Annotated in this window: 26 protein-coding genes, 2 tRNA genes and 2 pseudogenes; 17 read left to right on the top strand and 13 right to left on the bottom strand. The window is 39.9% G+C overall.

Annotation, left to right across the window (positions count from 1 at the left end; all coding sequences use genetic code 11):
- Positions 1-420: 420 nt before the first annotated feature.
- Positions 421-1,179, bottom strand: coding sequence for a Nif3-like dinuclear metal center hexameric protein (locus tag B9T23_RS00195; RefSeq protein WP_086192267.1), 759 nt, complete (start codon positions 1,177-1,179; stop codon positions 421-423).
- 171 nt (positions 1,180-1,350) lie between these two features.
- Here B9T23_RS00195 and B9T23_RS00190 point away from each other — a divergent pair, with 171 nt between their 5' ends.
- Positions 1,351-2,529: a trypsin-like peptidase domain-containing protein gene (locus B9T23_RS00190; RefSeq protein ID WP_086192264.1), complete on the top strand. Its 1,179-nt coding sequence runs from the start codon at positions 1,351-1,353 to the stop codon at positions 2,527-2,529.
- A gap of 277 nt (positions 2,530-2,806) precedes the next feature.
- On the opposite strand, the gene B9T23_RS00185 is transcribed toward B9T23_RS00190, so the two are convergent.
- Positions 2,807-2,882: transfer RNA gene (locus B9T23_RS00185), tRNA-Asn, on the bottom strand.
- Positions 2,883-3,120: 238 nt separating this feature from the next.
- Between B9T23_RS00185 and B9T23_RS00180 the strand changes: the two genes are divergently transcribed.
- Positions 3,121-3,579 (top strand): hypothetical protein, encoded by a 459-nt coding sequence (locus B9T23_RS00180; protein WP_086192261.1) that lies wholly within the window; start codon positions 3,121-3,123, stop codon positions 3,577-3,579.
- Positions 3,580-3,661: 82 nt separating this feature from the next.
- On the opposite strand, the gene B9T23_RS00175 is transcribed toward B9T23_RS00180, so the two are convergent.
- Positions 3,662-4,093, bottom strand: coding sequence for a PaaI family thioesterase (locus tag B9T23_RS00175; RefSeq protein WP_086192259.1), 432 nt, complete (start codon positions 4,091-4,093; stop codon positions 3,662-3,664).
- 160 nt (positions 4,094-4,253) lie between these two features.
- Here B9T23_RS00175 and B9T23_RS00170 point away from each other — a divergent pair, with 160 nt between their 5' ends.
- Positions 4,254-4,670, top strand: a complete 417-nt coding sequence (locus tag B9T23_RS00170) for a GFA family protein (protein WP_086192256.1) — start codon at positions 4,254-4,256, stop codon at positions 4,668-4,670.
- A gap of 152 nt (positions 4,671-4,822) precedes the next feature.
- Positions 4,823-5,665: a DMT family transporter gene (locus tag B9T23_RS00165; protein WP_086192253.1), complete on the top strand. Its 843-nt coding sequence runs from the start codon at positions 4,823-4,825 to the stop codon at positions 5,663-5,665.
- 84 nt (positions 5,666-5,749) lie between these two features.
- Here B9T23_RS00165 and B9T23_RS00160 read toward each other — a convergent pair whose 3' ends face one another.
- Entirely contained in the window at positions 5,750-6,976 is a 1,227-nt protein-coding gene (locus tag B9T23_RS00160; protein WP_067724128.1) for a pyridoxal phosphate-dependent aminotransferase, read from the bottom strand.
- A gap of 308 nt (positions 6,977-7,284) precedes the next feature.
- Positions 7,285-8,109 carry a type I methionyl aminopeptidase gene (gene map / locus B9T23_RS00155; RefSeq protein ID WP_067724129.1) on the bottom strand — a complete coding sequence of 275 codons (825 nt, stop codon included), beginning with the start codon at positions 8,107-8,109 and terminating at the stop codon, positions 7,285-7,287.
- 209 nt (positions 8,110-8,318) lie between these two features.
- On the opposite strand from map, the gene rpsB reads away from it, so the two are divergent.
- The 3 genes from rpsB (at position 8,319) to B9T23_RS00140 (ending at position 10,707) form a co-directional block, all read left to right on the top strand.
- Positions 8,319-9,068, top strand: coding sequence for a 30S ribosomal protein S2 (gene rpsB / locus B9T23_RS00150; protein WP_067724130.1), 750 nt, complete (start codon positions 8,319-8,321; stop codon positions 9,066-9,068).
- Between the two features lie 140 nt (positions 9,069-9,208).
- Complete coding sequence (gene tsf, locus B9T23_RS00145) at positions 9,209-10,084, top strand: translation elongation factor Ts (RefSeq protein ID WP_086192250.1); 876 nt, start codon at positions 9,209-9,211, stop codon at positions 10,082-10,084.
- Positions 10,085-10,173: 89 nt separating this feature from the next.
- On the top strand, positions 10,174-10,707 hold the full coding sequence (locus B9T23_RS00140) for a DUF3465 domain-containing protein (RefSeq protein ID WP_086192247.1): 534 nt from the start codon (positions 10,174-10,176) through the stop codon (positions 10,705-10,707).
- A gap of 33 nt (positions 10,708-10,740) precedes the next feature.
- Here B9T23_RS00140 and B9T23_RS00135 read toward each other — a convergent pair whose 3' ends face one another.
- The 8 genes from B9T23_RS00135 to B9T23_RS00100 form a co-directional block, all read right to left on the bottom strand.
- A complete protein-coding gene (locus tag B9T23_RS00135) occupies positions 10,741-11,196 on the bottom strand; it encodes an Mpo1 family 2-hydroxy fatty acid dioxygenase (RefSeq protein WP_086192218.1) in 456 nt (151 codons plus the stop codon).
- A 157-nt stretch (positions 11,197-11,353) separates the two neighbouring features.
- A complete protein-coding gene (locus tag B9T23_RS00130) occupies positions 11,354-13,087 on the bottom strand; it encodes an amidohydrolase (RefSeq protein WP_086192215.1) in 1,734 nt (577 codons plus the stop codon).
- A gap of 216 nt (positions 13,088-13,303) precedes the next feature.
- A complete protein-coding gene (locus B9T23_RS00125) occupies positions 13,304-13,912 on the bottom strand; it encodes a septal ring lytic transglycosylase RlpA family protein (protein ID WP_067724135.1) in 609 nt (202 codons plus the stop codon).
- A 286-nt stretch (positions 13,913-14,198) separates the two neighbouring features.
- Positions 14,199-15,200 (bottom strand): lytic murein transglycosylase B, encoded by a 1,002-nt coding sequence (gene mltB / locus B9T23_RS00120; RefSeq protein ID WP_086192213.1) that lies wholly within the window; start codon positions 15,198-15,200, stop codon positions 14,199-14,201.
- A 958-nt stretch (positions 15,201-16,158) separates the two neighbouring features.
- Positions 16,159-16,809, bottom strand: coding sequence for a hypothetical protein (locus B9T23_RS00115; protein ID WP_086192211.1), 651 nt, complete (start codon positions 16,807-16,809; stop codon positions 16,159-16,161).
- Positions 16,810-16,835: 26 nt separating this feature from the next.
- Positions 16,836-17,651 carry an NADPH-dependent 7-cyano-7-deazaguanine reductase QueF gene (gene queF, locus B9T23_RS00110; RefSeq protein ID WP_086192210.1) on the bottom strand — a complete coding sequence of 272 codons (816 nt, stop codon included), beginning with the start codon at positions 17,649-17,651 and terminating at the stop codon, positions 16,836-16,838.
- Positions 17,651-18,424, bottom strand: a complete 774-nt coding sequence (locus B9T23_RS00105; protein ID WP_086192209.1) for an ABC transporter permease — start codon at positions 18,422-18,424, stop codon at positions 17,651-17,653. Before B9T23_RS00105 ends, queF begins: the two co-directional genes overlap by 1 nt.
- The gene (locus B9T23_RS00100; protein ID WP_086192208.1) at positions 18,421-19,356 is read right to left on the bottom strand and encodes an ABC transporter ATP-binding protein; all 936 of its coding nucleotides are present in this window, start codon (positions 19,354-19,356) and stop codon (positions 18,421-18,423) included. Before B9T23_RS00100 ends, B9T23_RS00105 begins: the two co-directional genes overlap by 4 nt.
- A gap of 178 nt (positions 19,357-19,534) precedes the next feature.
- On the opposite strand from B9T23_RS00100, the gene B9T23_RS00095 reads away from it, so the two are divergent.
- From B9T23_RS00095 to B9T23_RS00055, 10 genes and pseudogenes are all read left to right on the top strand, one after another.
- Positions 19,535-19,610 (top strand) — tRNA-Arg (locus B9T23_RS00095).
- Between the two features lie 165 nt (positions 19,611-19,775).
- Complete coding sequence (locus tag B9T23_RS00090) at positions 19,776-20,999, top strand: tyrosine-type recombinase/integrase (protein WP_086192836.1); 1,224 nt, start codon at positions 19,776-19,778, stop codon at positions 20,997-20,999.
- 68 nt (positions 21,000-21,067) lie between these two features.
- Positions 21,068-21,207, top strand: a pseudogene (locus tag B9T23_RS16565) (tyrosine-type recombinase/integrase); the annotation flags it as partial.
- 166 nt (positions 21,208-21,373) lie between these two features.
- On the top strand, positions 21,374-21,754 hold the full coding sequence (locus B9T23_RS00085; RefSeq protein WP_086192207.1) for a YajG family lipoprotein: 381 nt from the start codon (positions 21,374-21,376) through the stop codon (positions 21,752-21,754).
- Positions 21,755-21,861: 107 nt separating this feature from the next.
- Positions 21,862-22,167: a hypothetical protein gene (locus tag B9T23_RS00080; RefSeq protein ID WP_005248118.1), complete on the top strand. Its 306-nt coding sequence runs from the start codon at positions 21,862-21,864 to the stop codon at positions 22,165-22,167.
- Positions 22,168-22,289: 122 nt separating this feature from the next.
- Positions 22,290-23,324, top strand: coding sequence for a DUF932 domain-containing protein (locus B9T23_RS00075; protein WP_086192206.1), 1,035 nt, complete (start codon positions 22,290-22,292; stop codon positions 23,322-23,324).
- A 162-nt stretch (positions 23,325-23,486) separates the two neighbouring features.
- Positions 23,487-24,551 carry a YqaJ viral recombinase family nuclease gene (locus tag B9T23_RS00070; protein ID WP_086192205.1) on the top strand — a complete coding sequence of 355 codons (1,065 nt, stop codon included), beginning with the start codon at positions 23,487-23,489 and terminating at the stop codon, positions 24,549-24,551.
- A 176-nt stretch (positions 24,552-24,727) separates the two neighbouring features.
- Complete coding sequence (locus B9T23_RS00065; protein ID WP_086192204.1) at positions 24,728-25,630, top strand: recombination directionality factor; 903 nt, start codon at positions 24,728-24,730, stop codon at positions 25,628-25,630.
- A 96-nt stretch (positions 25,631-25,726) separates the two neighbouring features.
- Positions 25,727-25,956, top strand: a pseudogene (locus B9T23_RS00060) (helix-turn-helix transcriptional regulator).
- Between the two features lie 12 nt (positions 25,957-25,968).
- Positions 25,969-26,250, top strand: coding sequence for a hypothetical protein (locus tag B9T23_RS00055; RefSeq protein ID WP_086192201.1), 282 nt, complete (start codon positions 25,969-25,971; stop codon positions 26,248-26,250).
- The last annotated feature ends 69 nt before the right edge of the window (positions 26,251-26,319 follow it).

The following is a 26,319-nucleotide window of genomic DNA, read 5'->3' as shown; positions in this document are numbered from 1 at the left end:
GTTTTCAATTCCTTGCGTTTTGCTGGGTTTTGACATTAAGTGGCCTTATTGTAATGGATTCTTTGCCTAAATTGCGCATTGCTTATAAATAACAATACAGAATAAAGCCTGAATTTATACGTATAAAGAAAATGTCAAACCGTCAAATTAAGATCAGGGTTTGTTGACACTTCATCTATGTTTGCGACAAGCATATTTTTTAGCTGATATGAGGCACGGAGCAGGATTTTTAGTCACTCTAAATGACTGCTTCGTAACGATAGAGCAGCAAAAAATATGCTCGTCCCATAGGGCTGTGGCTAAAATTATCTCAGATTTCGTTATGAAACTTGAAAATAGTCGCGCTATTATCTTCGTTTCATGCCTCATCTGCTCAATTTTAGCCTACAGCGCAAGCCATTTATGAAATGTAAACAGACCCTAAATCGGATTGTTTAATTCGAAGTAACTATACTCAATATCGAACTGTTCTGAAATAGCTTTTGCAAGGCGTTGTACGCCATAACGCTCGGTGGCATGATGTCCGCAAGCGTAATAATGCACATTCAATTCTTTGGCTTCATAATAGGTACGCTCACTGACTTCACCAGAAATGTAAGCATCACAATTTTGCTCAGCCGCTTTGCCAATAAAATCTTGCGCACCACCGGTACAGAAACCGATTTTTTGGATTGATGTTTTATCAGCAGCAAGATGAATGGCATTAAAATCTAAACGCTGCGACACATACAGCTTAAAATCTTCAGCAGATACGGGTTGTTTTAAATAACCAATATTACCAATCGGGTTACGTTCGCTTGGATCTAAAGCTTCGATATTTTCTAGTGCTAAAATATCCGCAATCGCCGCATTATTACCTAAAGTAGGGTGACTATCTAAAGGTAAGTGATAACCCACCAATGAAATATCATGTTGAATTAAACTTTTTATACGTTTGCCGCGCATGCCGGTAATCGGGTAGGGTTCGCCTTTCCAGAAGTAGCCGTGATGGACCAATAGCAAATCAGCACCTTGTTCAATAGCTGCTTCAATTGCATCTTGTGATGCAGTTACTGCACACAAGATTTTATTTACATCGGGTTTGCCTTCAATTTGCAGACCATTTGGTGCATAGTCTTTAAATTCGTGTGATTGCAGGGTTTGGTTGCACCACTGAATAATTTCGTTGAGCTTTGCCATAAATTTCTCAAAAGCCTAAATATTTAACATCATCAAAACATATTTTGAATTGTAACTAAAGCATGACAAAACTCTTGCACTATTTTTATGTTTCCTGCTGTATTTCATTTTACAATGGCGCATAAATTACTTAGTCATCAACGAATTAAAATATTGTTAGAGGAAATTAACGTGCGTCGCACATTTACATGGTTACCTTGGGTTTTACTCATTTTGGTCACGCTAGGTTTTCTTGCATGGCAACAATATCAACAGCCTAAAGCACCTGTTGCGGCTGATGGTGTGAAAATGCCGGTAGAGAAAGTAGAGCCTTTAGTCAGTACCACGAGAACAGGCGGTATTGAATCTTACAATGCTGCGGTTAAAGTTGCTGCTCCTGCAGTGGTAAATATTTTTACCACCCAGAAAGTGAAAAAAGCTGAACATCCTTTGTTAAATGATCCTGCATTTCGTGAATTTTTTGGTGATGAAGTACCAGATCAATTCGGGCAGGAGCAAAATGAAAATAGCCTAGGCTCTGGTGTTATTGTTCGTTCGGATGGTTACATCTTGACCAATAATCATGTGATTGCACAGGCTGATCAAATTGTAGTGGGATTGAATGATGGGCGTCGTGCTGTAGCAAAAATTATTGGTACAGATCCTGATTCTGATCTTGCCGTGATTAAGATTGAACTCGACAAGCTGCCGGTTTTGCCTTTTAAACTCAGTGCTAATGAAGTGGGGGATGTTGTTCTTGCCATTGGTAATCCATTTGGTGTGGGGCAAACCGTCACTCAGGGGATTATTTCTGCCACCAATCGTTCGGATTTGGGTATCAACACTTATGAAGACTTCATTCAAACCGATGCTGCCATTAATCCGGGTAACTCGGGTGGTGCGCTGATTGACGTTGCGGGTAATTTGATTGGTGTGAACACGGCTATTTTCTCTCAATCAGGTGGTTCATTGGGTATTGGCTTTGCTATCCCGGCGAAGGTCTGTCAGCAAATCCTGAATTCAATTTTAAAAGATGGTCGCGTGGTTCGTGGCTGGTTGGGTATTAGCCTAATGCCAGTGCAACAGGAAAACATTCTTGAACCTAAGCAAACAGGTGTTGTGGTTGCAGACGTGCTTCCTCAAGGTCCTGCAGCCAAGGCCGGAATTAAGAAAGGCGATAAAATTATTCAGGTAAATGGTGAAACCATTACTTCTGCATCGCATTTGATTAATTATGTTGCGTTGCAAGCCCCGAATAGCACGATCAAAGTTGAAGTAGTTCGAGATGATAAACCATTAACCCTGAATGTGGTGGTGACTGAACGTAAAGCACAGAATAATAATTCACAATATATTCCTTTACCTCAGTAATAAGACAATCTTTAGATTCATCCATGTTTAGATAGGGTGAATGGATTAAAAGCGCATTTAGGTGCGCTTTTTTTATTGCTTACTCATTATTTCACTACGAATTTTTATATCTCAATAAATTTATGGCTATGAACAGAGTAACTTGATATCCAGTAGATATTTGCAGATTTGATCTAAGAAAAAAGGAAATCAGGATAATTTTTTATGATGATTTAAATGGTTATAGATTATTTAGGCAAAAAAAAGCCCGCTTTAATGCTGCGGGCTTTTTCGTATTTGGCTCTCCAACCTGGGCTCGAACCAGGGACCTGCGGATTAACAGTCCGTCGCTCTACCGACTGAGCTATTGGAGAATCTGCATGCGATTATAAGGAGATTTTGTAGAGGGTCAAGCTAAAAGTGTCATGATTCCTTAATTTTTGTGCTGTATGCTTTTTATTTAGACAAATAAATCAAAAACGTTAAAAAAACTTGCACAGCCAAAATCGGCTTGTTAGATTAAATGCATAACAGAGCGTTTGAATGAAAGTTCAAACAGTGTGGATTTAAACCAACTTGCCAGCACTAAAATGGCTAAACAGGAGAAAGCGAATGCATACGCTGACGATTGCCGAAATCTTTTCAAATTTATCTTTTTATCAAGACAACTACCTTTCTATCATTCAAGATCCTGAGCGCTATCAAACTGCGGTTGAAGATGCTTATATCCAAGTGTGGCCTGTCGGTACTCAAGCCTTATATCTGGGTGACTTATTGCAGCTTTGGTTTAGCGACAAATGGTTGATTGATTCACCCTGTCAATTGTTACTAGAAAGCTATTCAAATGGTCGTAAGCAACCTTTGCAACGTGATCATGATCTGTATTTGTATCAACTGAATGGCAGCGCCTTATCTGGACGCAATAATTCGAAGGTGTGGTCAATATCGGAACAGAAGAAACTCTCTGTATCACTCGATAGCGTGTTTAAATATTTATGTATTTATAAAGCGACGTCACGTCCAGAAGTGCCTTTCCCAGAGTTAACGAAATCATTTAAATCAGCTGTCTAATGATGATCAAATGCTAAGAGCTTAAGTAACTTAACTTAAGCTCTAGTTGAGTCAACATGCTCCAAATCCAGCATTTTTTGTATTAACGAATAATCATACAAGTTGCAGTGGCATGGGCGTATAACTTGCCTTCATCATCAATCAGCTGACCTTCAGCAATGCCTAAGCTTTTACTAATATTGATGATTTTAGCCACAGCTTTAAGCTTGGTATTGAGGGGGACAGGACGGCACATTTTGACATTTAGGTCGATGGTCGTATAGCTTAGGCCTGCTTCTAGCATGGAAAACACAGCACAGCCAGTGACTGAATCTAAGACCGTTGCAGCAAAACCACCATGCACACTACCCATAGGATTGAGATGGTGATCATCTGCTTTCACAATGAAAGTCACATGCCCAAGTTCAACTTCGCTTGCTGACATGGGAATGGTTGTGGCCATGGACGGCATTGGAATGTTGCCATTACACATCTCTTGCATAATTTGTAGGCCTGAAAGATTCTTGATATTCATTGCCTGTCCTTGTTGTGTTTAACTTTTAGATTGGAACTTAAATTCTAGATGGGTGGATATTCAATCATCAATTCAAAATTGTATTATCGAAGTGTACTGAGCCTTTTGCTTACGGTTAAAGTATAAATATTAAAAATAATGATAAAAATTAGGAATAAAGATGAAAGCGAGATGTTTATGCGGTGCGACTCAATTTGAGGTAAAACTGAAGAACCATGAGGTTTGCGCCTGTCATTGCTCCATGTGCCGCCGCCAGACTGGAGGACCATTGATGACTGTAGATATACAGGATATAGATTTTATAGACCCACAGCATTTATCGGTCTTTCGTTCTTCAGATTGGGGTGAACGAGGGTTCTGTAATGCGTGTGGTACCCTAATTTTTTGGCGAACCAAAGACCATACATTTGCCAATATTAATGTATTTTCTCTAGAGCAATTACCAGGGGATCTGGATTTCAATTTAGAGATTTATGTAGATAATCAACCAGCATTCTATTCATTTAACAATCAAACTAAAAAAATGACAGAAGTTGAAGTGATTGCGATGTTTTCTAAAGACCAAGAAGAAAAATAATAATTGATGAATATGAAGAGTGTTTACTCGTTTGTATTTTTGATGAATTGAATCAGGAAAGTTTGTAGATTTAAGCTATAGATTTAATAAGTGGATTTACTTATATATATTCGATATATCTAAAGCAGATCGTTGAATAAGGATGTCCAACCATGCTGCTGAGAATCTGCATTGCAATGCTGGCTTTTGCCGCCAATTCGGTTTTATGTCGTCTGGCGCTGGCCGAACAGCAGATTGATCCCATGAGTTTTAGCTTGATTCGGGTATGTAGCGGCGCAGCTGTTTTGCTGCTGTTCTACATATTTTCTGTACAAAAAGCCAAAATACAATGGAATATTAAAAACGGTTTTTCTCTTGCGCTGTATATTGTGGCCTTTTCAATGGCTTATTTGCATATTGATGCGGGTGTAGGGGCATTGCTTTTATTTGGCACAGTACAGTTGAGTATGGTTGGCTATGGCTTATGTCATGGTGAAAAAATCAATATTCAGCGTGGTGCAGGGTTGGGTATCGCAATTCTTGGTATTTTCATTCTCCTGCTGCCGGGTGCAACTGCACCAAATTTAGTTTATGTGGCAATTATGGTGCTTTCAGGAATAGGCTGGGCTATGTACAGCATCGCGGGTAAGAATATGCAGAACCCATTGGCGAGTACGCTGGCAAATTTTGTGATGGCGATTCCTTTTGTATTGCTAGCTTATGTTGCGTTTTATACACAAAGCTTTGCAAAGCCTCAAGGTGTATTTTTAGCAGTGCTGTCAGGCGGTTTAGCATCTAGCGGTGCTTATGTGCTGTGGTATGCCATAGTGAAGCATATAGACCGTGTGACCGCCAGCACTGTGCAATTGAGTGTGCCGTGCTTAGCTATTTTGGGTGGTTCACTTTTTATTGGTGAAACAATCGGGCTAAGGATTGTTTTATCTACCGTGATTGTCTTGTTGGGAATTTTTTTGGTTATTTATACAGGTAAACATAGCGTTAAAGGCAATCACTAAGTCTTTCTTATATTGGATATAAAACTTTGTTATTAAAAAACCCGCGTTTATCGCGGGTTTTTTAAATAAGATTTAAAAAGCAGATTATTTTTCAGCAGCAATTGAAGCAATCGCAGCGTCAACGCCTTCGATTGAATCAGCAGCTTTTTTGATACGCGCTAATGCATCTACAAGTACTTCGTCAGCAGTTGCATAAGAAATACGCATGTAGCCGCCTAGACCGAATGCATCACCAGGAACAACGGCAACACCAGTTTCTTCCAATAACCATGCAGAGAATTCTGTGCAAGATTTTAAGCCTTTCGCACGAATCAATGGACGGATGTTTGCGTATGCATAGAATGCGCCATCAGCAGGTAAGCAAGTTATACCTTTGATGTCGTTCAAGCCTTTTACAACTAAATCGTGACGACGTTTGAAAGCTTCAATCATTGGCTCAAGAACGTCTTGAGGACCATTCAATGCAGCTTCAGCAGCAACTTGTGAAATAGAAGTTGGGTTTGAAGTTGATTGAGACTGGATTTTTTTCATTGCGCCAATCAATTTAGCAGGACCCGCTGCATAGCCGATACGCCAGCCAGTCATTGCATATGCTTTAGACACACCGTTAAGCACGATTACGCGGTCATAAAGGTCTGGAGCAACAGTTGCAATGTTGTAGAACTCGTCATCCCAACGGATTGGTTCGTACATGTCATCTGAAGCAACCAATACTTCTGGGTATTTACGAAGCACTTCAGCCAAAGCTTCTAATTCAGCTTTAGTGTAGATCATACCAGTCGGGTTAGATGGGCTGTTAAGCACCACTAGACGAGTTTTGTTAGTGATTGCTGCTTCTAATTGAGCGGGTGTGATTTTGAAACGTTGTTCTTCACCACATTTAACAACAACTGGAACACCTTCAGCAATGATCACCATGTCTGGATAGCTTACCCAGTATGGTGCAGGGATGATCACTTCATCACCTTTGTTTAACAAAGCAAGTGCCAAGTTAAAGAATGATTGTTTACCACCGCAAGAAACCAGGATTTGGTTTGCTGCATAGTCAAGATTATTGTCGCGTTTGAATTTTGCGATAATCGCTTTTTTAAGACCTGGAGTACCGTCAACAGCGGTATATTTGGTAAAACCGTTGTTAATCGCAGTAATTGCTGCATCTTTGATGTGTTGTGGGGTATCAAAATCTGGTTCACCTGCACCCAAACCAATTACGTTTTTACCAGCAGCTTTAAGTTCAGCAGCTTTATTGGTAACAGCAAGTGTAGGGGACGGTTTGATGGCATTGACACGATCAGAGAGACGTACGTCCACGGCAGTATTCCTTCTTATAGGGATTAAAAAATAAAAAAGCACACTATCTTAGCTTAAAAAACAGGAGAAAGGGGTGCAAGAAATATACGATATGTAAAAAATATATTTTTATGAATAATTGTTTTAATAGTTTTGGCTTTAATGGGTACGATTTTATGTTTTTATAAGAATAGAAAATAACTCAAAAAATTGAAAGTTTAGAAAAAGCTTTAACCTAAATAACGCGACTGGATGAAATAAAAAAAGTTTAAACATAAAAATGGCTACATTGAAGTAGCCATTTTTAAGATGCAATTTAAATAGAATAATTACATGAAACGAGATAAGTCTTCTTCAGGACGTGCTGTCAGTACTTCAACACCAGTTTTGGTTACTAAAAGGGTGTGTTCATATTGTGCAGATAACTTATGATCTTTAGTCACAACAGTCCATTTGTCACCTAATAATTTAGTTTGCCAAACACCAGCGTTCACCATAGGTTCGATGGTGAAAGTCATTCCTTCTTCCAGAACCATACCGGTATTCGGTTGACCGTAATGAAGGACTTGCGGTTCGTCATGGAACACAGTGCCAATACCATGACCACAATATTCACGTACGACGCTAAAGCGTTCAGATTCAACGTATTTTTGAATGGCATTACCAATGTCGCCAATGGTCGAACCGGGTTTAACCGTTGCCATGCCACGGTACATCGCTTCTTGAGCAACTTTACACAGGCGGTCAGCCAAAATGGAGGTTTCACCACCCACGATGTACATCATGTTGGTATCGCCGTGGTAGCCGTCTTTAATTACAGTGACATCAATATTTAAAATGTCACCTTTTTTCAATTTTTTGCTATCCGATGGAATACCGTGACATACCACGTGGTTTACAGATGTGCAAATCACGTGTTGGAATGCAGGACGACCGGGTGCTGCACCGTAACCTAAACATGCAGGAATGGCATCTTGTTTATTGACAATATAGTCATGACAAATCGTATCAAGCTCAAGGGTCGTCACACCCGGAACAATATGCGGTTTGATCATATCCAAGACTTCTGCTGCCAGTCGTCCCGCCACACGCATTTTTTCAATTTCGTCAGGGGTTTTAATGAGTCGACTTGGCGCTTTATAAGTACTGTTCATGATCTCTAAAAACTTTTGGAAATTTGTATGTGACTATGGTATAAATAGCCGCCCATTTTATCAAATGCTTTTTCGTGAATATATTTCACGGGCTTTGTGCGATGGGGCAATAAAATCCGCACATATATCGACACATTTCTCTGGGTGCTCTGCAAAGAGTGGAGAATGCGGATATATGGAGGCCTAACCCAAACTTTAAGGTATAGAAAATGGCAGATTACAACGTAAGCATGCGCGACCTTCTTCAAGCTGGCGCGCACTTTGGTCACCAAACTCGTTTCTGGAATCCAAAGATGCGTGAATACATCTTTGGTGCGCGTAACAAAATTCACATCATCAACCTTGAACATACTGTTCCTGCGTTAAATGATGCTTTGAACTTTGTTAACAATCTTGCTAGCAAAAAGAACAAAGTATTGTTCGTTGGTACTAAACGTGCTGCATCTAACATCATCCGTGAACAAGCGCAACGCGCTGGTCAACCATATGTTGATCACCGTTGGTTAGGTGGTATGTTGACGAACTGGAAAACTCTTCGTCAATCAATCAACCGTTTAAAAGACCTTCAAACTCAATCTCAAGACGGTACTTTCCTTAAGCTTACTAAACGTGAAGCTTTAGAGCGTACTCGCGAGATGGAAAAACTTGAACGTGCTTTAGGCGGCGTTAAAAACATGGGTGGTTTACCTGACGCATTATTCGTAATCGACGTTGACCACGAATCAATCGCGATTAAAGAAGCTAAAAACCTTGGTATTCCTGTAATCGGTATCGTTGATACAAACTCTAACCCAGACAACGTAGACTACGTTATCCCGGGTAATGACGATGCAATCCGTGCTGTTACACTTTATGCTTCTGCTATGGCTGATGCGATTCTTGCTGGTAAAGAGTACGCTCAATCACAAGCAAACGCTCAAGCGAAAGCTGAAGAAGTTAAAGAAGCTCCAGAGGCTTAATGCGTTTTGACGCAAGGTTGTCATTTTTGCGACATGTAATGGTGGCAAATTAAGCGTCAAGAAAGCAGAACGGCCCAGAGAACACTTTGGGCCGTTTTTGTTGAACAGATTCATTTTTCTACCGTATTTAGGAGAACAACATGACTGCAGTTACTGCGAGCATGGTAAAAGAATTACGTGACCGTACTGGTCTTGCAATGATGGAATGCAAAAAAGCATTAACAGAATCGAATGGTGATGTTGAATTAGCGATTGATAACCTTCGTAAATCTGGTCAAGCAAAAGCAGCTAAAAAAGCTGGTAACATTGCTGCTGATGGCGCAATCACGATTGCTCAAGAAGGCAACAAAGCACTTCTTTTAGAAGTGAACTGCCAAACTGACTTCGTTGCTAAAGACGAAAACTTTGCCGGTTTCTCTGCTAAAGTTGCTGCTGCTGCTCTTGCTGCAAACGAAACTGATGCTGCTAAAATTGCTGAATTGAAACTTGAAGATGGTCAAACTGTTGAAGAAGCGCGTATCGCTCTTGTTCAAAAAATCGGTGAAAACATCCAAGTTCGTCGTGCGAAAATTGTTGAAGGCGAAAACCTTGCAGTTTACAAACACGGTTTAAAAATCGGTGTTGTTGTGTCTTACACAGGTGATGCTGCGACTGGTAAAGGTATTGCAATGCACGTTGCTGCGTTCAACCCAGTTGCTGTAAATGCTGAAGGTGTATCTGCTGATCTTATCGCTAAAGAAAAAGAAATTGCTGAAGCGAAAGCATTAGAATCTGGTAAACCAGCTAACATCGTTGAAAAAATGGTTACTGGTTCAGTTGAAAAATACTTGAACGAAGTTGTTCTTGAGCGTCAAATGTACGTAATCGACAACGACAAGAAAGTTGCTGACGTTCTTAAATCAACTGGTACTATAGTTGCTCAATTCGTTCGCTTCGAAGTAGGTGAAGGTATTGAGAAGAAAGCAGAAATGAGCTTCGCTGAAGAAGTTGCTGCTGCTCAAGCTGCTGCAAAATAATTTTTGCCTTTAGGTAAAACTATTTTGTGAAAAAAAGCCCCGTTTGGGGCTTTTTTTATGAATACAATAAAATTTTGAGGAACGATGACATGGCAAATAAAACCAATCTGGGGATTGGTGCAGTTATTATTGTCTTAATAGCAGCATATTTTGGAATTGATTTACAAGAACAGCAAAATCCTTCAAATCAATCTCTCGGCAATTCAAAATCACAAACCGAAATTTTATCGGAAACAGAACATCAAAGAGTAACTGTAGAATCGAAGCCATCAAATTTTCAAACTCAAAATGATGATGAAAAAATTCAACAGGCATTTCAACAACAAAAAAGTGATATTCAAGTCCAATCAAGTGGACGAGTGAAAGCTATTTTACGTGATGATAATAACGGTTCACGTCATCAAAAATTTATTCTGCAATTGGGTAGTGGGCAAACGGTATTGGTCGCTCACAATATTGACTTAAGCCCGCGCTTGGATGACTTGGAAAAGGGTGAAATTGTCCAATTTTATGGTGAATATGAATACAGTGATCAAGGTGGTGTAATTCACTGGACTCATCATGACCCGCAAAAAAGTCATGCCAACGGTTGGTTGAAGTATAAAGGAAGAACCTATCAATAAAGATTCTTCGAAAGGTTAAAATGATGATGGTGTCTAAGTTGCTGTCATTTGCGATTTTTGGCGTTTTTTCCATTTTGGTATCAATTTACCTAGATAGGTGTTCATGCACCATACTGGGCCAATGAGGAGGAATTGGAGGTCTTTAAAGAAAGAAGGCTTTTTACCTTCGACTTTGTGCCCATAAAACTGCCCAATCCAAGCCAAAACAAAAATTGCGATATAAAATCCGACACCTATAGGTAAGATAAAAATAAGCCACGCCATGACAACGAGTAGAGCAGCCATTGCCACAGCAAGTACCAGATCGAGACGCGCATAAAAGACAAAAGTTAAGACCAGTATCAGGGCGGTAAATAACGCACTGAAATGAGCAAGAATTCCAATGATTGAAAAAAGAATTGCAGGCACACAAACCCAATGAATGGCTTTGTTGGTTTTGTCTTGATGACTCTCACTATATTCATCTAACCATTCGGTTATTGTTTTCATCATCCACTCCAGTTGGATTTATGATCCATAGACTTATTTTTATTTAAATAAAATATAAACCAGAAGCAATCATGGGTCAAAGTGTCCAGCAATTGGTTTTAGTCATTCAGTTTAATTTAGCTGAATAACCCATTAAAGAACTTGCGATACCATAATTTTATGGTGATGTTTTTAGTTCTAGGGTTTTTAGCTTTGGGTTTTGATAAATCTGTTGACCTTCTTTGTATGTGGCTAATATTTGTACATCTTTAATTTTGTTACTCGGGATAGTGAGTGGGTTGTCACTTAAAATGACAAAATCAGCCAGTTTTCCTTTGCTTAGGGTTCCTTTGCTATTTTCTTCAAAATATTGATAAGCAGCCCAGTCTGTGAGCGACTTTAATGCAATATAAGGGCTGACGCGTTGTTCAGCACCCAGTATTTTGCCACTGCGTGTGACACGATTTACAGTGGTATCCAGAGTCATCATGCTACGAGGTGGAATAACAGGGGCATCATGATGTTCGGTAAACAAAATGCCTTTGCGTATAGCAGAACCTGTTGGTGAAATACGATTTGCCCGTTCTACGCCCAGCGTTTCTTCTCTGTGCCAGTCGCCCCAATAATAGGTATGTAATGAAAAGAAGGATGGAATGAGTTCGAGAGATTTAGCTTTGTCTAACTGATCTTCACGCATAGTTTGTGCATGAATAATGACATTACGTCGGTCTAATTTTGGATAGTGCTTGGTTGCGGTATCAATATCATTTAAATATTGGTCAATTGCAGCATCACCATTGGCATGGGTCAGTATTTGCCATTTGTGTTCAAAGGCTAAATTAATTGCATCTTGTACCGTTTTGTTTTCAGGAAAGGCAGGGTAGCCTGAATAAGTTTTTGGTTTTCCTTCTGGTGGAATTAAATAGGGTTGAGTTAGCCAAGCCGTTTTGCCTTGAGGTGAGCCATCCAAACTCATTTTAACGCCGCCTATGCGAAAATGATGATCATAGTTGCGACTCGTGCCATGTTTAAGCATGTATTCTTTTTCATTATTAATGTCGGGGTAAGACACCAGATCAATCGGTAATTTTTCTTGTTTGGCTAAATTTCGCCACAATTCACTTGTTCCAGCATCCGCACGACCTTCCTGAACGGTTGTGTAACCATTTTGGACATAAGTTTGAATAGCCCTGAGCGCCATTTTCTCCATAACATCGGGTGGGATATTTTTAAAAGCTTGCATCATGGCACTAAAAACAACACTTTCTTCAAGCACACCATTTGGCTCCATGGAGTCGTTCATCCGACGAATCACGCCACCGGATGGATTGGGTGTTTTTGCATTGATGTTGAGTATTTCTAAAGCTTTATGATTTACCGATGCTAGATGTCCAGATTGATGCAAAATTAAGACTGGCTGATCTTTAGAGATTTGATCCAGTTCTGTTGCCGTTGGATGACGTTTTTCTTTTAATTGGGCATCGTCATAGCCATTGCCCATAATCCAGCCGGATGTTGCCTGAATAAATTCAGGATTTTGCTGCTGCCAGCTTTTCATGGCAACAATGAGCGAGTGGATATCAGTCACTGCTCCATCTGGGGGAGAGTAGAGATTCGCAACCGTTTGTTGTAAGCCGACACTGTTGACATGACTATGTGCATCGATGATACCCGGGATAACTGTACGTTGTTCTAAATTGAGCTGCTGTGCTCGAGGGGCAATTTTGCGTGCTTGTTCAAGTTTTCCACTAAACTGGATATGACCTGCTTGAATCAGTAATGCTTCGACATAAGTGGGTTGCATTCCCTCCATGGTCAAAATGGGACCGCCATAAACCAATAATGTATTTGACGCTTTTTCTTGAACAGGTTTATGTTGTGCTGTAGTTAAATTTGAACATGCAACAAGCATAGTGAGGGGTAGTGATGAAATGATGCATTTGGCTATCAAGTTATGTGTAGGGCGCTTTTGGATTTTCAACAATGTGTTCATCCTCAACTCTTATTGTTATTTATATGCTGTATTTATTAAACACTAAGAGGATGCTTAAAACAAAGTTTTTTCAGACATTAAAAAAGCCACTTTACGTGGCTTTTAAGTCAAATGTATTAGGAGGCTAGCATTATCTTATGAATTTGGACCATCAACACGTTCAATATTTACTTTCGCAGTACCTGCGTTAGTAATACCTAACTGTTTCGCAGCGCCATAAGACAAGTCTAGAACTCGGTTGCCATGGAATGGACCACGATCATTCACTTTCACAACTACACTCTTACCATTGGTTTTATTCGTTACGCGAATATAACAGTTCAATGGCAGGCTACGGTGAGCTGCAGTGAGTCCATTCATATCGAATGTTTCACCACTTGCTGTTTTACGACCGTGAAACTGGCGACCGTACCAAGATGCTGCACCCGTTTGGCTAAATTTACGAACTGTATTTGATGCAACAGTGTTTAGCTTTTCAATCACTGAAGGCTCGTCTTCAGGAATTTCAATTTTTGCTGCAATGGTTTGACGACGGATTTTATCGCCAGAACGCTCAGTGATTGAAAGACTATTTAAATTTGAGAAGTGTGAATTGAACTTTTGAGCGTCTTTATTTAGCACACGCGTGGCTAAACGAGAGTTGTCATGATCTGTATTAAATGATGACTGAACCAATTCCGCTTGAGACTGACTCAGGGCAAAAGTGGTACTTAAAGCTAAAATATATTTAATCGATGAATGCATTATTAAACTCCTAAAGACCATTGACTTAATTTCATTTAAAAGCTTGAAATATAAGCAATCCAGTCTGTTAATTCTCTTTTGCAACTACATTTGACGAAATGGATAATATTCATGCCATGCTAAAGCTGTCTACTCTTTAATTGAAAATATTACAAAAAGGACAGAAATATAACATTTTTCGGTTAAAAAATAACCAATATTGTAACATTTTATTTAAAATGTCCGTTTTGTGCGCTATTTTACATAAAAAAACCTTGACTTTGGTTGTTTTGAGTAAAAACCAGTCTTAGCGACTGGCAATTTCAGTACCTAATTGCCATACCGCGGTGGCATACATACGGCTCTTGTTATAAGTCGTAATCACTTGAAAATTTGGATAAGTCAAATAATAAATTGGTGCATAGCTATCTTGAAGCTGAATAACATTCACCATATCGAGATCATCTATTTTCACAATCGGATTTGTCGGTGTAACACCTTGATTCTTTAAGACTCCATAAGGTGTTGGTTGTTCCAAATCTTTGGCGATAATCGATTCTGGATTATTTCCTGTATAGCGTGCAGCAAAGCCAATCGGTTGATTACGTTGCCAGCCATGTTGGGCCAAATAATTGGCAATCGAACCAATCGCATCTACCGCCGAATTTCTAAGGTCAATATGCCCGTCAGCATCATAGTCAACGCCTAGTTTGGGAATGTTGCTTGGCATAAATTGAGGGTAGCCGATTGCACCAGCATAAGAACCTGTCACTGAGTTGGTTGGAACACCATCTTTATATGACCATGCAATCAGTGCAGAGAGTTCATCTTGAAAATATTGTGCACGGCGTTCGTAATCAAAACCTAAAGTTGCCAATGCATCACGAGTGACAAAATTCCCTTTATTGGTACCGAAACCTGTTTCTACACCTAAAACACCTAAAATCACCGATTGAGGTACACCAAACTGTTGTTCAGCACGGTTTAAAGTGTCGGCATATTGATTTTTAAAACGCACCCCGCGTTGAATGGTACTTTCAGCCATAAAGTTGGTTTTATATTGGTACCAAGGCTTACTTTCGCCCGGACGGTTCATGATATTAATAATATTGGGAAGGTTTTTTGAGCCGTTCATGGCCCAGTCGACTTGTTCGGCACTTAAGCCATAAGTTTGCATGGTTTTTTGCTTGAAGCTGTTATATGCAGGATGATTATAAAAATCATTGGCTTGGCAGAAACTGGTGATGGAAAGTGCACCGAGAAGTAAAGGAAGACGTTTAATTTTGTTATAAAAGTTGATATTTAACATATTACTCAAAGTTCCAAAAACATAATCAGTGTGTATCAATTGACATCACGACGCTAAAAGCTGGCATTTCAGACAGAATGACTGAAAATCTATCGCATGAAAGGTAACAGAATTTCTATTGAGGCTTAAGATAACATTGACCAGCGCTGCATCAACAAGTACATATACAAAAAAAGACAAAGATCGTGTGCCTGCGCATAAATCCGCATATTTGAGACCTATTCTCTTAGATTTGCTTTGCTGTTGTCAGTAGAAGGACAAAAATAAAAGATCATCGACTTGTTTTAGTTGATCAAGCCTGGTTTTTACATCGTTTGCAATAATACGGTCTATCTAGGCTTAGGGTAAGAAATTTAGCGGCGATTGTGCTTTATTAGCCGGTGTTTGGTTGAAAAAACATCAGAATACATTGCTTGGTTGGACAGGGACTTGTTGCGAAAAAATCATTCGATATTGAGCTGTGACGCAAATAATGTTCCCTTATTGCCTTTTGTGCCATATCTGCAAAAAAGCCCATATAAAGGCAAAAACATAGCGAGGACTGATTGTCCTTGATCATTATTTAAAAATTCGAAAATCGCCCTGCAAAACGCAAATCATACAAGTTCATCTATTAACCTTTTTCTTTATTAGTACTGCTATAAAGATGACATGGATAAAAATTCAGGGCTGGACAAAAGAGTATAAAGAATAAGATTTGGCAGGATTTAATTTCCCTCATCACTTTATATGGAAATTATTATATAAAAATTATTTACATAAAAATGGAAGGAGTAGGGAACTAATGAAAGTCCTGTTTCTGAAATCAAGGTAATACACAGCCAATCTGTAATACTTAATCCGCATAAAGACGGTATTGATTGATTCATTGTACTTGTTAGTTGAGAGCGAAATCTTGCCATAAAAAAACCTAGCCATGGCTAGGTTTTGATATTTTAAAAATGCTCAAGCATGAAATTTAAACATGAAATAAAGTATCGTGGTATTCCGCAAGTGCCAGAAGCTCAGCTTTATTCAAATTCGGAATGATTTTATCCACTGCCATATGGACTGCTTTAGTCACTGCAGCAGAACCCAGATCCGCAGCTTTACGCTTGATCATGCCTAAATCCAGGGTTTTATTAAAGTCACTCATAAAATGACGCACGGTCGCTTCAGCAAATTGCTTATACGATTCAGTGAGCGCCGCTTTATTGACTTCATTACCGGCTTTAATTTCCGCATAACTATGCTTAAGATTGGTCACCAAACTTGCATCCAAAAGTTCGCCTACACGGAAGTTACCTTCCGCATCTTTAAATAAGCTTTTTTCAGAAAACTCAATCGATTGCTTGACCACATCATTTGGAGATTTACTCATCAACTGTTTCAATAAAACAGCAACAGTTGATTTGATATAACCCGCAAGTTTTTCAGCAGTATCACGTTTATCACTGGCCGGAAAACGACGCACAAGTTCAGTCAAAATAGCATCAATGATTTCTTCATTAATCAGTAATGCTGTTTTGTCGCGTAAAGGGTAAAGCGGTTCGCTGGAATTTTTCTTTTCCTGAGCTGTTTGAATACTGGTTAATAATTCTTCAGAAGGAATAAACCCAAAAAATGGCATGTTAAAAAACCTCAATGTTCTTCATTTTATTGTCGCGCCAAACGAATGGGGCGAGGCATCCATGTCGCATCCGATACACGGCAAGGGTTGATGTCTAACCCACCACGACGTGTATAAGTTGCATATACCATCAACTTTTCTGGAGCAAGGTTTTGCCAGATGTCGGCAAACATCTGTTCCACGCATTGTTCATGGAAACCATTATGCTGACGGTAAGAAATAATATAAGCTAAAATACTGCGATAACAAGGTTTTTTACCCTGATATCGAATAAAAACTGTGCCCCAATCAGGCTGGCCAGTAACTGGACAGTTACTGCGTAGTAAATGTGAATACAGTTGAATTTCGACTTCGTCACTATTTTCGGTATCAAGCTTTAATAAGCTTGCATCTGGATGGTTCTCTAAGCGTTCTGGGCTTAAATCATCAATACAGATTCCTTCAGGTTTGGAAATATCCAGATCATCTGCCTGGAATAAAGTCAGGGTAATCGGCGCACCTGCTGCTACAGATAAATCTTTTTCAACCGTCGCAATAAAAGCGTCTTTTGAATCGAATTTGCTAAAGTTCATACTATTAAAGTAGAGCTTTAATGATTTTGATTCGATCAGGTTGGGCGAAGATGCCGGTAAGGTAATGCGACCAATTGCAACCTGTGGAATGCCAGCTGCATTTAACCAGGAAATTTCAAAAACATGCCACCAGTCTTTACCCTGTTGAATGCCTTCAACATGGGCATATTTTTCACGCGCTTGCGCACGTGAAATGGGAAACAGAATATCGGGTTGATATTCTGTTGGATAATTGGTGTCTTTACCTAATAGAGAATGTTCTACACTCATTATTCACGCATTCCTGAACCACGAGAAAGTAAATAGTAAGCTATGCCATAAAGCGCAACGCAACATAAGGTAATGACGCTCAATGAAACTGAAACATTGACATCACTATGACCTAAAATGCCGAAACGGAAGGCATTGACCATATATACGATCGGGTTAATTAAAGAGAGATTTTGCCAAAATGGACTTAAAGCACTAATGGCATAGAATACACCACCTAAATAAGTGAGTGGAGTCAGTACAAAAGTTGGAATAATTGAAATATCGTCAAAAGATTTCGCATAAACCGCATTAATTAGACCACCGAGTGAAAATAATAATGAGGTAATTAAAACTGTATATATAGTCACAAACCAGTTGGTGATATATAAGTCAGTAAAGAACATGCTCATGGCAGTTACAATAATACCGACCAAGACACCACGACACACACCACCAATCACATAGCCCCAAAGAATCATGTGTAAAGGCACAGGACTCATAATCAGTTCTTCAATGCTTTTTTGGAATTTTGCGCTAAAGAAACTGGAAGATACGTTGGCATAGCTGTTGGTGATCACTGCCATCATAATCAGGCCGGGCACAATAAACTGCATGTAGCTGAAGCCGCCCATTTCACCAATGCGTGAGCCGACCAAATTACCAAAAATCACGAAGTACAAACTCATGGTGATGGCAGGCGGTAACAGGGTTTGTGGCCAGATGCGCATAAAGCGACGCACTTCTTTATGAACCAGGGTATAGAGCGCAACACTTAATTGATTAAAGTTCATTGCGCAGCTCCTTCAAGATTTTTTTCAACCATTTTCACAAACAGTTCTTCTAGGCGATTCGATTTATTACGCATGCTACGCACTTGAATACCTTGTGCTTCCAAAAGTTGGAACAGTTCATTCAATGTATGAGCCTTGTCCATGGTCACGGCTAAGGTGACAGGATCGATTAAATTAAAACGCACCCCAATAATGTCAATATTGACGGGTTGAATCGGTTCAACCAAATCAAAAATAAAGGATTCTTCACTCAGCTGATTTAAGAAAGATTTCATGCTGGTATCTTCTTTAATCACACCGCGGTCAATAATGGCGATCCGACGACAGAGCATTTCAGCTTCTTCTAAATAATGCGTGGTTAGAATAATGGAAGTGCCTTTTTCATTCATTTCGGTGAGGAAGTCCCACATTGAACGACGTAGTTCAATGTCTACGCCAGCAGTCGGTTCATCTAGAATCAGCAGTTTTGGTTGATGCATCATGGCGCGAGCAATCATTAAACGACGTTTCATACCGCCAGAAAGCATGCGGCCTTGAATAGCACGTTTATCCCAAAGACCGAGTTTTTCTAAATATTGCTCCGCCCGTTGTTCAGCAATTTTTTTTGGAATGCCGTAATAACCGGCTTGGGTCACTAAAATATCAAAGGTTTTTTCAAATTGACCGAAGTTAAATTCTTGCGGTACGACACCTAAACATTGTTTGGCTTCGGAAGGATGCGTATCTAAATTGTGCCCGAAAATCTCAACCGTACCTGATGTTTTTTTGGTGAGTGAGCTAATGATACTGATCGTGGTTGATTTACCTGCGCCATTGGGTCCGAGGAGTGCATAAAACTCACCTTCAGGTACAGTTAAGTTGATACCTTTCAGTGCTTGAAAACCATTTCGGTAAGTTTTAGATACGTCTCTCAAGGTCAATGCATCAGTCATGAAGTTCTCACATGGTGAATAGTATGAGTATTGTGAGTGATCTTTGCTAATAAACCAAGTAAATAAGGAGGAATTCTATGTTGCAATTATGGAACATTGTTTAAAGTCTAAGCACTAAAAATGAAGACTTCTATATAGTTGCTTTACCTTATGGTTTTTTTTGTTATGATGTGCACGCGCGCTCATAGCTCAACTGGATAGAGTACAGGTCTCCGAAGCCTGTGGCGTGGGTTCGAGTCCCGCTGAGCGCACCATTTTCCCTTCCTGTAAAGTCCTAATTCATCCCAAACATATTGATAATAAAGGGTTTTGGCTTTAGTATTGTTCTATGATGTCCAATGGTATCCTGGATCTACCGTAATTTTTAACGGTACTTTTTGCGGTACATGTTAATTTACTCTAAAAATATACCGTTAAAAATGGCTAAAACTGTTCTACCGCTTACTGATACGAAGATAAAATCAGCAATATCGCAACAAAAAAAGGTATTGGAAAAAAATATTAAACTTTCTGATGGAGATGGTCTTTATCTTTTATTGGATAAAAAAGGTGGTACATATTGGCGATTTGATTATGTAAGACCAATTTCTAAAAAAAGATCAACGATGGCCTTGGGGGTTTATCCTGAAGTCACTCTTGCAGATGCCAGAGTGAAGCGAGCAGAATTTAGGAAATTAATTGCCCAAAATATTGATCCTGGTGAAATAAAAATTAAGGAAAAGGAACAAGCCTTATTTGTTGCAGATAATACCTTTAAATTTATTGCAGAAGAGTTCAGAAAAACTGAAGAGCTCGAACCAAGCACGCAAAAACGAAATGCATTTGTTTGGGAGAAACTTTATTTATCGATTGGAGATTATCCAATTAGTGAAATTACCGCAGCACAAATTTTAGATGCTTGTAGACTTTATGAAAAACAAGGTAAAACTGACTCTGCTCGACGTATGCGTAGCAAAGCTTCACAAGTCTATCGATATGCAATTGCTCTAGGGTTATGTCAATTCAATATAGCTGATCAAATTAGCGGTATATTGAAAACTGGCACTAAAACCCATAGAGCAGCAATAACAGATTCAGAAAATCTTGGTCAGCTTCTAACAAATATTGATGAGAATTTTGGGCGTGGAGAAATCACAGTAGATTATGCAGTTAAAATTTTACCTCATGTCTTTGTTAGACCTGGAGAGCTTAGATCAGCTAAGTGGGCCGATATAGATTTTGAAAAAAGATTATGGTCGTACACTCCTCCTAAAACCAAGAACCAAACAGCACTTCAGCATATTGTTCCTTTATCTAATCAAGTTTATGGCTTACTTAAGGAGTTATATCGAATCACTGGAAATAGTGAATACTGTTTTATATCTATGAGGAATTCTAACCAAGTAATCAGTGATTCAACTATTAATAAGCGTCTTAAGCAATATGGATTTGAGAATGGTGAAACTACTGGTCATGGCTTTCGAGCGACGGCGCGAACGCTGTTAGATGAAGTACTTAAATTTCCAATTGAGAGGATTGAACAGCAGCTTGCGCATCAGGTTCGTGATATGCATGGTAGAGCCTATAACCGAACAAAATATCTTGAAGAGCGTATAGTGATGATGCAAGCTTGGTCAGATTATCTGGATGAATTGAAAACTTAATAATGAAAATTATATTGATGAGAAAGGAAAGGTTAAATATGAAGCCTTTCCTTTCTCATCAGCTGGATCACAATCGAGAACTGATGCGTAGTGAATCTATTTTGGCTGTGATCAAACGATCAGGTTATACAGGACGAATACCCATACATAGTTTAGATTTATGTTCAATGCAGTGGTAAATAAATCTAATTTATTTAATTCAAAGGCATAGGTATGTCTATAACTTTCTAAGAATAAAAATTTTTCAATTACATATTACCGATATGAAGATGAATCTCTAATACTGTTTTGAGCTAAGTAGATCAATGTACTTTATCGTCTATAACAAATTCAAAAAATTTAGATATTCATTAAAACATTGAAGGATAAGTTTTATGAATACATTTTTTAAATCGACCTTGCTGGCAGTTACAGCTGCTGCGGGTATCCTGTTGACAGGATGCAGCTCAAGTTTAGACCCAAATACTTTCACCGTTGAACTGAATGTTGAAGATACCAGTAACTGGTATGCTCAAAATCAAACCGCTACGGTACTGACGATCCGATCCAATTCTCCTGACAATATTGATGCGACCAATGTATCGATCAATAACGGTCAATGCGGTTATGAAGGTTACCGAAGAAAAATTCAGTATCCACAAATATTTAAGATGGGGCAGGTATTGAAATTACAGCTGACGGGATGCGGATACAACAATGTAGTGCAGGTGGATGTTGAAACTGAAAAGGGCACAGCCAGTTATAGTTTTCAATAAATGATCTAAAACAAAACCAGTCACGGCTGACCTAAAGACCAAACCGCATCCTTCGGGGTGCGGTTTTTTTATGCCTGACCTTCCAGTTTTTTAATAGGAATTGATCTATGTCTTTCATCCATTGTCCTTATTGCCAGTCTGCCAATATTAAGCAGACTGAATCAGGACACCCTCATGAACAGTATTTTGAACAGCTACGGTATTTTCTTTCCCCAGCCCAGATGGCGCTGTTCGGAATAAAAATGGCGAAGAAGACCGGAGCTCCACCTTTAGCCGGTGCGATGGTTGGCGTGGTTATCGGTGGTGTGTTGGTAGTGGTCAGTCAATATTATTTTGAACGGCACTATGGTAATGCCATGAATTTTATCTGCCAGGACTGCCAACAGCATTTTGCCTGGGTAAAACCTGCTTAATGAGCCTAATCAATAGATCCTCATAGGTCTAAATACGATCTAGCTTTGATCTCACAACCTTACATTTTTCATCACTTAATTCATTTCAAGCATTTTACTTTTTAAATTAAGGAATATTTACTATGGCACATTTAATCGAAAACATGGCCTATGTTGGTCAAACCCCTTGGCATGGACTAGGGAATCAATTGACACAACAACAACCGATTGAAGTCTGGGCACAGCAAGCAGGCATGGACTGGCGCATTGAATCCTCTGATGTCAGCTACATGGCAAAGAATGAACGCGGGCAGAGCATTATCATGTCCTATGAAGAACAGCGAGTATTGTATCGTTCAGATACTCATGCACCTCTGTCTGTAGTGAGTCAACGCTATCAGGAAGTTCAACCCATCGAGATCCTGGAGTTCTATCGGGATCTGACCGAGCAATCCGGCTTTGAACTGGAAACCGCAGGCGTACTCAAAGGTGGTAAGAAGTTCTGGGCATTGGCACGTACTGGACAAAGCACGGCTTTAAAAGGCAAGGATGTCAGTAATGGTTATATTCTCCTTGCAACTGCATGCGATGGAACCTTAGCGACCACTGCACAATTTACCAATATCAGGGTGGTATGTAACAACACCTTAGCGATTGCCTTACGTGGACAGAGCGGCAGTGCGGGTGTGGTTAAAGTGCCACACAGCACCAAGTTTGATGCGGAAAAGGTCAAACAGCAATTGGGTATTTCAGTCCGTGCATGGGATGAGCATATGTATGAAATGAAACAGCTCAGTCAGCGTAAAGTCACCCAAGGCGAGGCAGCAGCTTTCTTTGATGCAGTGTTCAACAATACAACGATGAGCGTGGCAGATCAGGAGGGGAACATCATTCAGTTCTATCGTAATGTCGCCAATCCAAATCCAGCTAAAGAAAAGTCTGAACCGAATGGACGTGCCATGAGCAAAGCCATGAATATGTTTAATGGGCAAGGCCGTGGTGCAGAACTCAGCTCAGCCAAAGATACCGCTTATGGCTTACTTTGTTCAATCACCGAGTTTGCCGATCATGAACGTCGTGCCATGAGTACCGATCATCGTCTCGATTCAGCCTGGTTTGGTGCAGGTGCTGCTTTGAAACAGCGTGGACTGGAACAAGCCCTCCGATTAGCAGTTTAAGCCTGATTTAATCCACTTTAATTGAATTTTCTGCAAGTGGTCAGTCACATGACCATTTAGCAATATCCAGTCAATGCCCCCCCCCTTTGCCACATCTTCGGATGTGGCTTTTTTTATGCCGCAAATTTTTACAGCCTCAGCTATTTATAAAAGGATAAGACCATGAACCAAATCGTACCCATTACAGGAAATCAGTATACTCATCTTCCAATCTTAAATGAGGTGAACGAATCCAATCCAGCAGCTAAACGTTCAACTAACGCTAGGCGCTTAGCAAATACCAAAAATATGGATTATCAGGAATGGCTTGAAGTGCGTAAACAAGGCATTGGGAGTAGTGATGCCGCAACCGCATGTGGATTAAATCCTTACATGTCGATGCTGGAACTGTGGATGATCAAAACTGGTCGAACTCAGCAGAACATTGATGATGACAGCTCAGGCGTTGCACCGTTGTATTGGGGTAAACAGCTAGAGCCGCTTGTTGCTGAGTACTACAGCTTGCACACCAATAATAAAGTTAGACGAGTCAATGCCGTGCTTCAGCATCCCGATCCGGATAAATCCTTTATGTTGGCAAATCTGGACTATTCTGTAGTGGGTAGTGATGAAGTCCAGATCCTGGAGTGTAAAACCGCCGGGGAACATGGTGCCAAACTGTGGCGTGATGGGGTGCCTTTATACGTGCTATGTCAGGTGCAACATCAATTAGCCGTCACAGGTAAGCAGGCAGCACATGTCTGCGTGCTGATCTGTGGGCATGAAACCAAGATCTTTAAAGTGACACGGTCTGAATCAGTGATTGAACACATCGTTAAAGCAGAGCGTTATTTCTGGGAGTGTGTTGAGAATGATACTCCGCCATCTGTGGATGCCAGTGAATCCGCAGCCAAGGCCATCCTGCAACTGTATCCAGCGCATGTCCCACTGACCGTTGAAGATCTATCGCAAAATGAAAATGCCAATTTGATGTTCGATCAGTTCATCAAAATGAAGGAAGAGATTCAGCATAAGCAGGAACGTTTTGACCAGCTGAAGCATCACATCCAAATGCTGATGAAAGATGCTGAACGAGCCACCTTTGCTCATGGCTCAGTGGTCTGGAAGAAAGCCAAGGATTCCATCAGTCTAAATACTAAGGCATTACTTCAGCGCCAGCCTGAACTTATCGAGCTTTATCCACTTCAAAAGCAGGGCAGTCGTCGATTCAACATCTATACCGACTAAGCCTATTTCAGCCCATTCAAATACCGATGCGCAAAAACTGCTCACCGCCCTCCATTCGCTAGGAATAGAGGGTAATACGGTTGCGGCTTTTATAGCGAACTATATACATATTTATTGAATCAGGTGATCTACATAAAGGTGGATGATCTGTAGAAAATCAATTTGAGGAAAATAGAATGATTAAAGGTTTAGCGATTACACCACCGACCCTGGGACGTATCAGTATTGGTCGTATGGTAGAAAAGAATGGCAAACGTCTACCTGAAAAGGATGATCAGTTCACCATTACTTCCCAGATCCAAAGCAAAGAGAGTGGCTGGATAAAGCATCCTCTGGATGAACAGCTTCGAGCCAATATGCCTAATCAAAAGCTGCGCTCAATCCCCGTCAGAATGATCTTCAATGATCCTGATTTGAACTTACGAGCAGAGTACACCTTATTTGATCGACAGACCGGACGGCCAGTGTGTGTCGGGAATGGTGAAACCTGCCAGCGTTTAACCAATCAAGGGGTGGAGCAACATCCTTGCCCATCGCCAGATTTATGTCCTCTGGCTCAAGGAGGTAACTGCAAGCCTTATGGACGCTTGCATGTGAACCTGGATGATTCGGACGAATTTGGGACCTTCATTTTTAGAACCACAGGCTTTAACAGTATTCGGACTTTGGCAGCACGATTGAGTTACTACAGTGCAGCTTCAGGAGGCTTACTGTCGTGCCTACCATTGCAACTGACTTTAAGAGGGAAAAGCACCACACAAAGCTATCGCCAACCTGTGTACTACGTGGATCTGACTTTACGGGAGGGTATTAGCCTGAATGATGCGATTACCCAAGCCAAGCAAATTGATGAACAGAGTAAACAAGCGGGGTTTTATCAGGAGGCACTGGATCATATAGCAAGACGAGGTTTTGCTAATGCAAGGTTTGAAACAGATATAGAGGAAGGGTTAGATGTGCTGGAGGAATACTACCCTGAACAAGAACAGAACCGAGCGGTGGAACAACAAACTTCGCCTGAAGAATTTGTGCAGGATATTCAGCAGGGGTTGAAGCAGAGTGTGAGAGCGGTGACTTAGACCAATTTGATAAAGCATTCAAATTGGTTTTTTACAGAAGGTCCTGATTGTTTGAGTAGTAGAAAGCTCGCTTAAACAATCTAAGGAGAATTGGTCATAAATACATTTGTTGGTCAAACATTTCAAATTGATCAACTTATTAATATTAAGAAAGTTACGGATTTTGTAGGAGTTAGACGTTCAACCATCTATGAAATGATGGTTGAGGATTCAAAGTACTATGATCCAATGTTTCCGAAGAAAGTAAAAATCACGCAGAATCGTATCAGTTGGTCAGCTTGGGAAATTAATCAGTGGATTAAAACAAGCTAGCGCAACGGGAATAGAAGAGGTATGTAATGAATGAATTAAATGATGAGGTTATAAAAATCTTCATTGAAGGTTGGCTGGTTAAATATCACTTTTTTTCTCTATGTAATGATAAAGTAGAAAAAAGGCGTAATGGGGTTAGGGTTATATTTGGATTATATAATTCAAGATTGGAATTAAAAGATGTGGCTCAGGATAGAGTTATAATTTCTATTGAAATACCAAAAGATATAAATTCAAAAGACTGTATGTCTTTTGCAATGAAATCTTATCTACAGGTTGCTCAAGTGGTTGAAAGAGAAAAGCTTTGAGCTTTTCTTTTTTTTTAGATTTAAGAAAAAATAGTCGATTTGTTGAATATGTGAGTTAATAGTAGTACT

It is taken from the genome of Acinetobacter terrae (assembly GCF_002135195.1).
Lineage (GTDB): Bacteria > Pseudomonadota > Gammaproteobacteria > Pseudomonadales > Moraxellaceae > Acinetobacter > Acinetobacter terrae.
This window is presented reverse-complemented; position numbering and strand designations above follow the sequence as displayed.

Coding starts and splice junctions, on each gene's coding strand:
- B9T23_RS00195 (WP_086192267.1), bottom strand. CDS start 1,179: ATGGCAAAGCTCAACGAAATTATTCAGTGGTGCAACCAAACCCTGCAA.
- map (WP_067724129.1), bottom strand. CDS start 8,109: ATGAACAGTACTTATAAAGCGCCAAGTCGACTCATTAAAACCCCTGAC.
- B9T23_RS00075 (WP_086192206.1), top strand. CDS start 22,290: ATGGCACATTTAATCGAAAACATGGCCTATGTTGGTCAAACCCCTTGG.
- B9T23_RS00070 (WP_086192205.1), top strand. CDS start 23,487: ATGAACCAAATCGTACCCATTACAGGAAATCAGTATACTCATCTTCCA.
- B9T23_RS00180 (WP_086192261.1), top strand. CDS start 3,121: ATGCATACGCTGACGATTGCCGAAATCTTTTCAAATTTATCTTTTTAT.
- rpsB (WP_067724130.1), top strand. CDS start 8,319: ATGGCAGATTACAACGTAAGCATGCGCGACCTTCTTCAAGCTGGCGCG.
- B9T23_RS00135 (WP_086192218.1), bottom strand. CDS start 11,196: ATGAAAACAATAACCGAATGGTTAGATGAATATAGTGAGAGTCATCAA.
- tsf (WP_086192250.1), top strand. CDS start 9,209: ATGACTGCAGTTACTGCGAGCATGGTAAAAGAATTACGTGACCGTACT.
- B9T23_RS00165 (WP_086192253.1), top strand. CDS start 4,823: ATGCTGCTGAGAATCTGCATTGCAATGCTGGCTTTTGCCGCCAATTCG.
- B9T23_RS00130 (WP_086192215.1), bottom strand. CDS start 13,087: ATGCTTGTTGCATGTTCAAATTTAACTACAGCACAACATAAACCTGTT.
- B9T23_RS00105 (WP_086192209.1), bottom strand. CDS start 18,424: ATGAACTTTAATCAATTAAGTGTTGCGCTCTATACCCTGGTTCATAAA.
- B9T23_RS00065 (WP_086192204.1), top strand. CDS start 24,728: ATGATTAAAGGTTTAGCGATTACACCACCGACCCTGGGACGTATCAGT.
- B9T23_RS00080 (WP_005248118.1), top strand. CDS start 21,862: ATGTCTTTCATCCATTGTCCTTATTGCCAGTCTGCCAATATTAAGCAG.
- B9T23_RS00125 (WP_067724135.1), bottom strand. CDS start 13,912: ATGCATTCATCGATTAAATATATTTTAGCTTTAAGTACCACTTTTGCC.
- B9T23_RS00115 (WP_086192211.1), bottom strand. CDS start 16,809: ATGCCATTTTTTGGGTTTATTCCTTCTGAAGAATTATTAACCAGTATT.
- B9T23_RS00175 (WP_086192259.1), bottom strand. CDS start 4,093: ATGAATATCAAGAATCTTTCAGGCCTACAAATTATGCAAGAGATGTGT.
- B9T23_RS00100 (WP_086192208.1), bottom strand. CDS start 19,356: ATGACTGATGCATTGACCTTGAGAGACGTATCTAAAACTTACCGAAAT.
- queF (WP_086192210.1), bottom strand. CDS start 17,651: ATGAGTGTAGAACATTCTCTATTAGGTAAAGACACCAATTATCCAACA.
- B9T23_RS00055 (WP_086192201.1), top strand. CDS start 25,969: ATGAATGAATTAAATGATGAGGTTATAAAAATCTTCATTGAAGGTTGG.
- mltB (WP_086192213.1), bottom strand. CDS start 15,200: ATGTTAAATATCAACTTTTATAACAAAATTAAACGTCTTCCTTTACTT.
- B9T23_RS00170 (WP_086192256.1), top strand. CDS start 4,254: ATGAAAGCGAGATGTTTATGCGGTGCGACTCAATTTGAGGTAAAACTG.
- B9T23_RS00090 (WP_086192836.1), top strand. CDS start 19,776: ATGGCTAAAACTGTTCTACCGCTTACTGATACGAAGATAAAATCAGCA.
- B9T23_RS00085 (WP_086192207.1), top strand. CDS start 21,374: ATGAATACATTTTTTAAATCGACCTTGCTGGCAGTTACAGCTGCTGCG.
- B9T23_RS00140 (WP_086192247.1), top strand. CDS start 10,174: ATGGCAAATAAAACCAATCTGGGGATTGGTGCAGTTATTATTGTCTTA.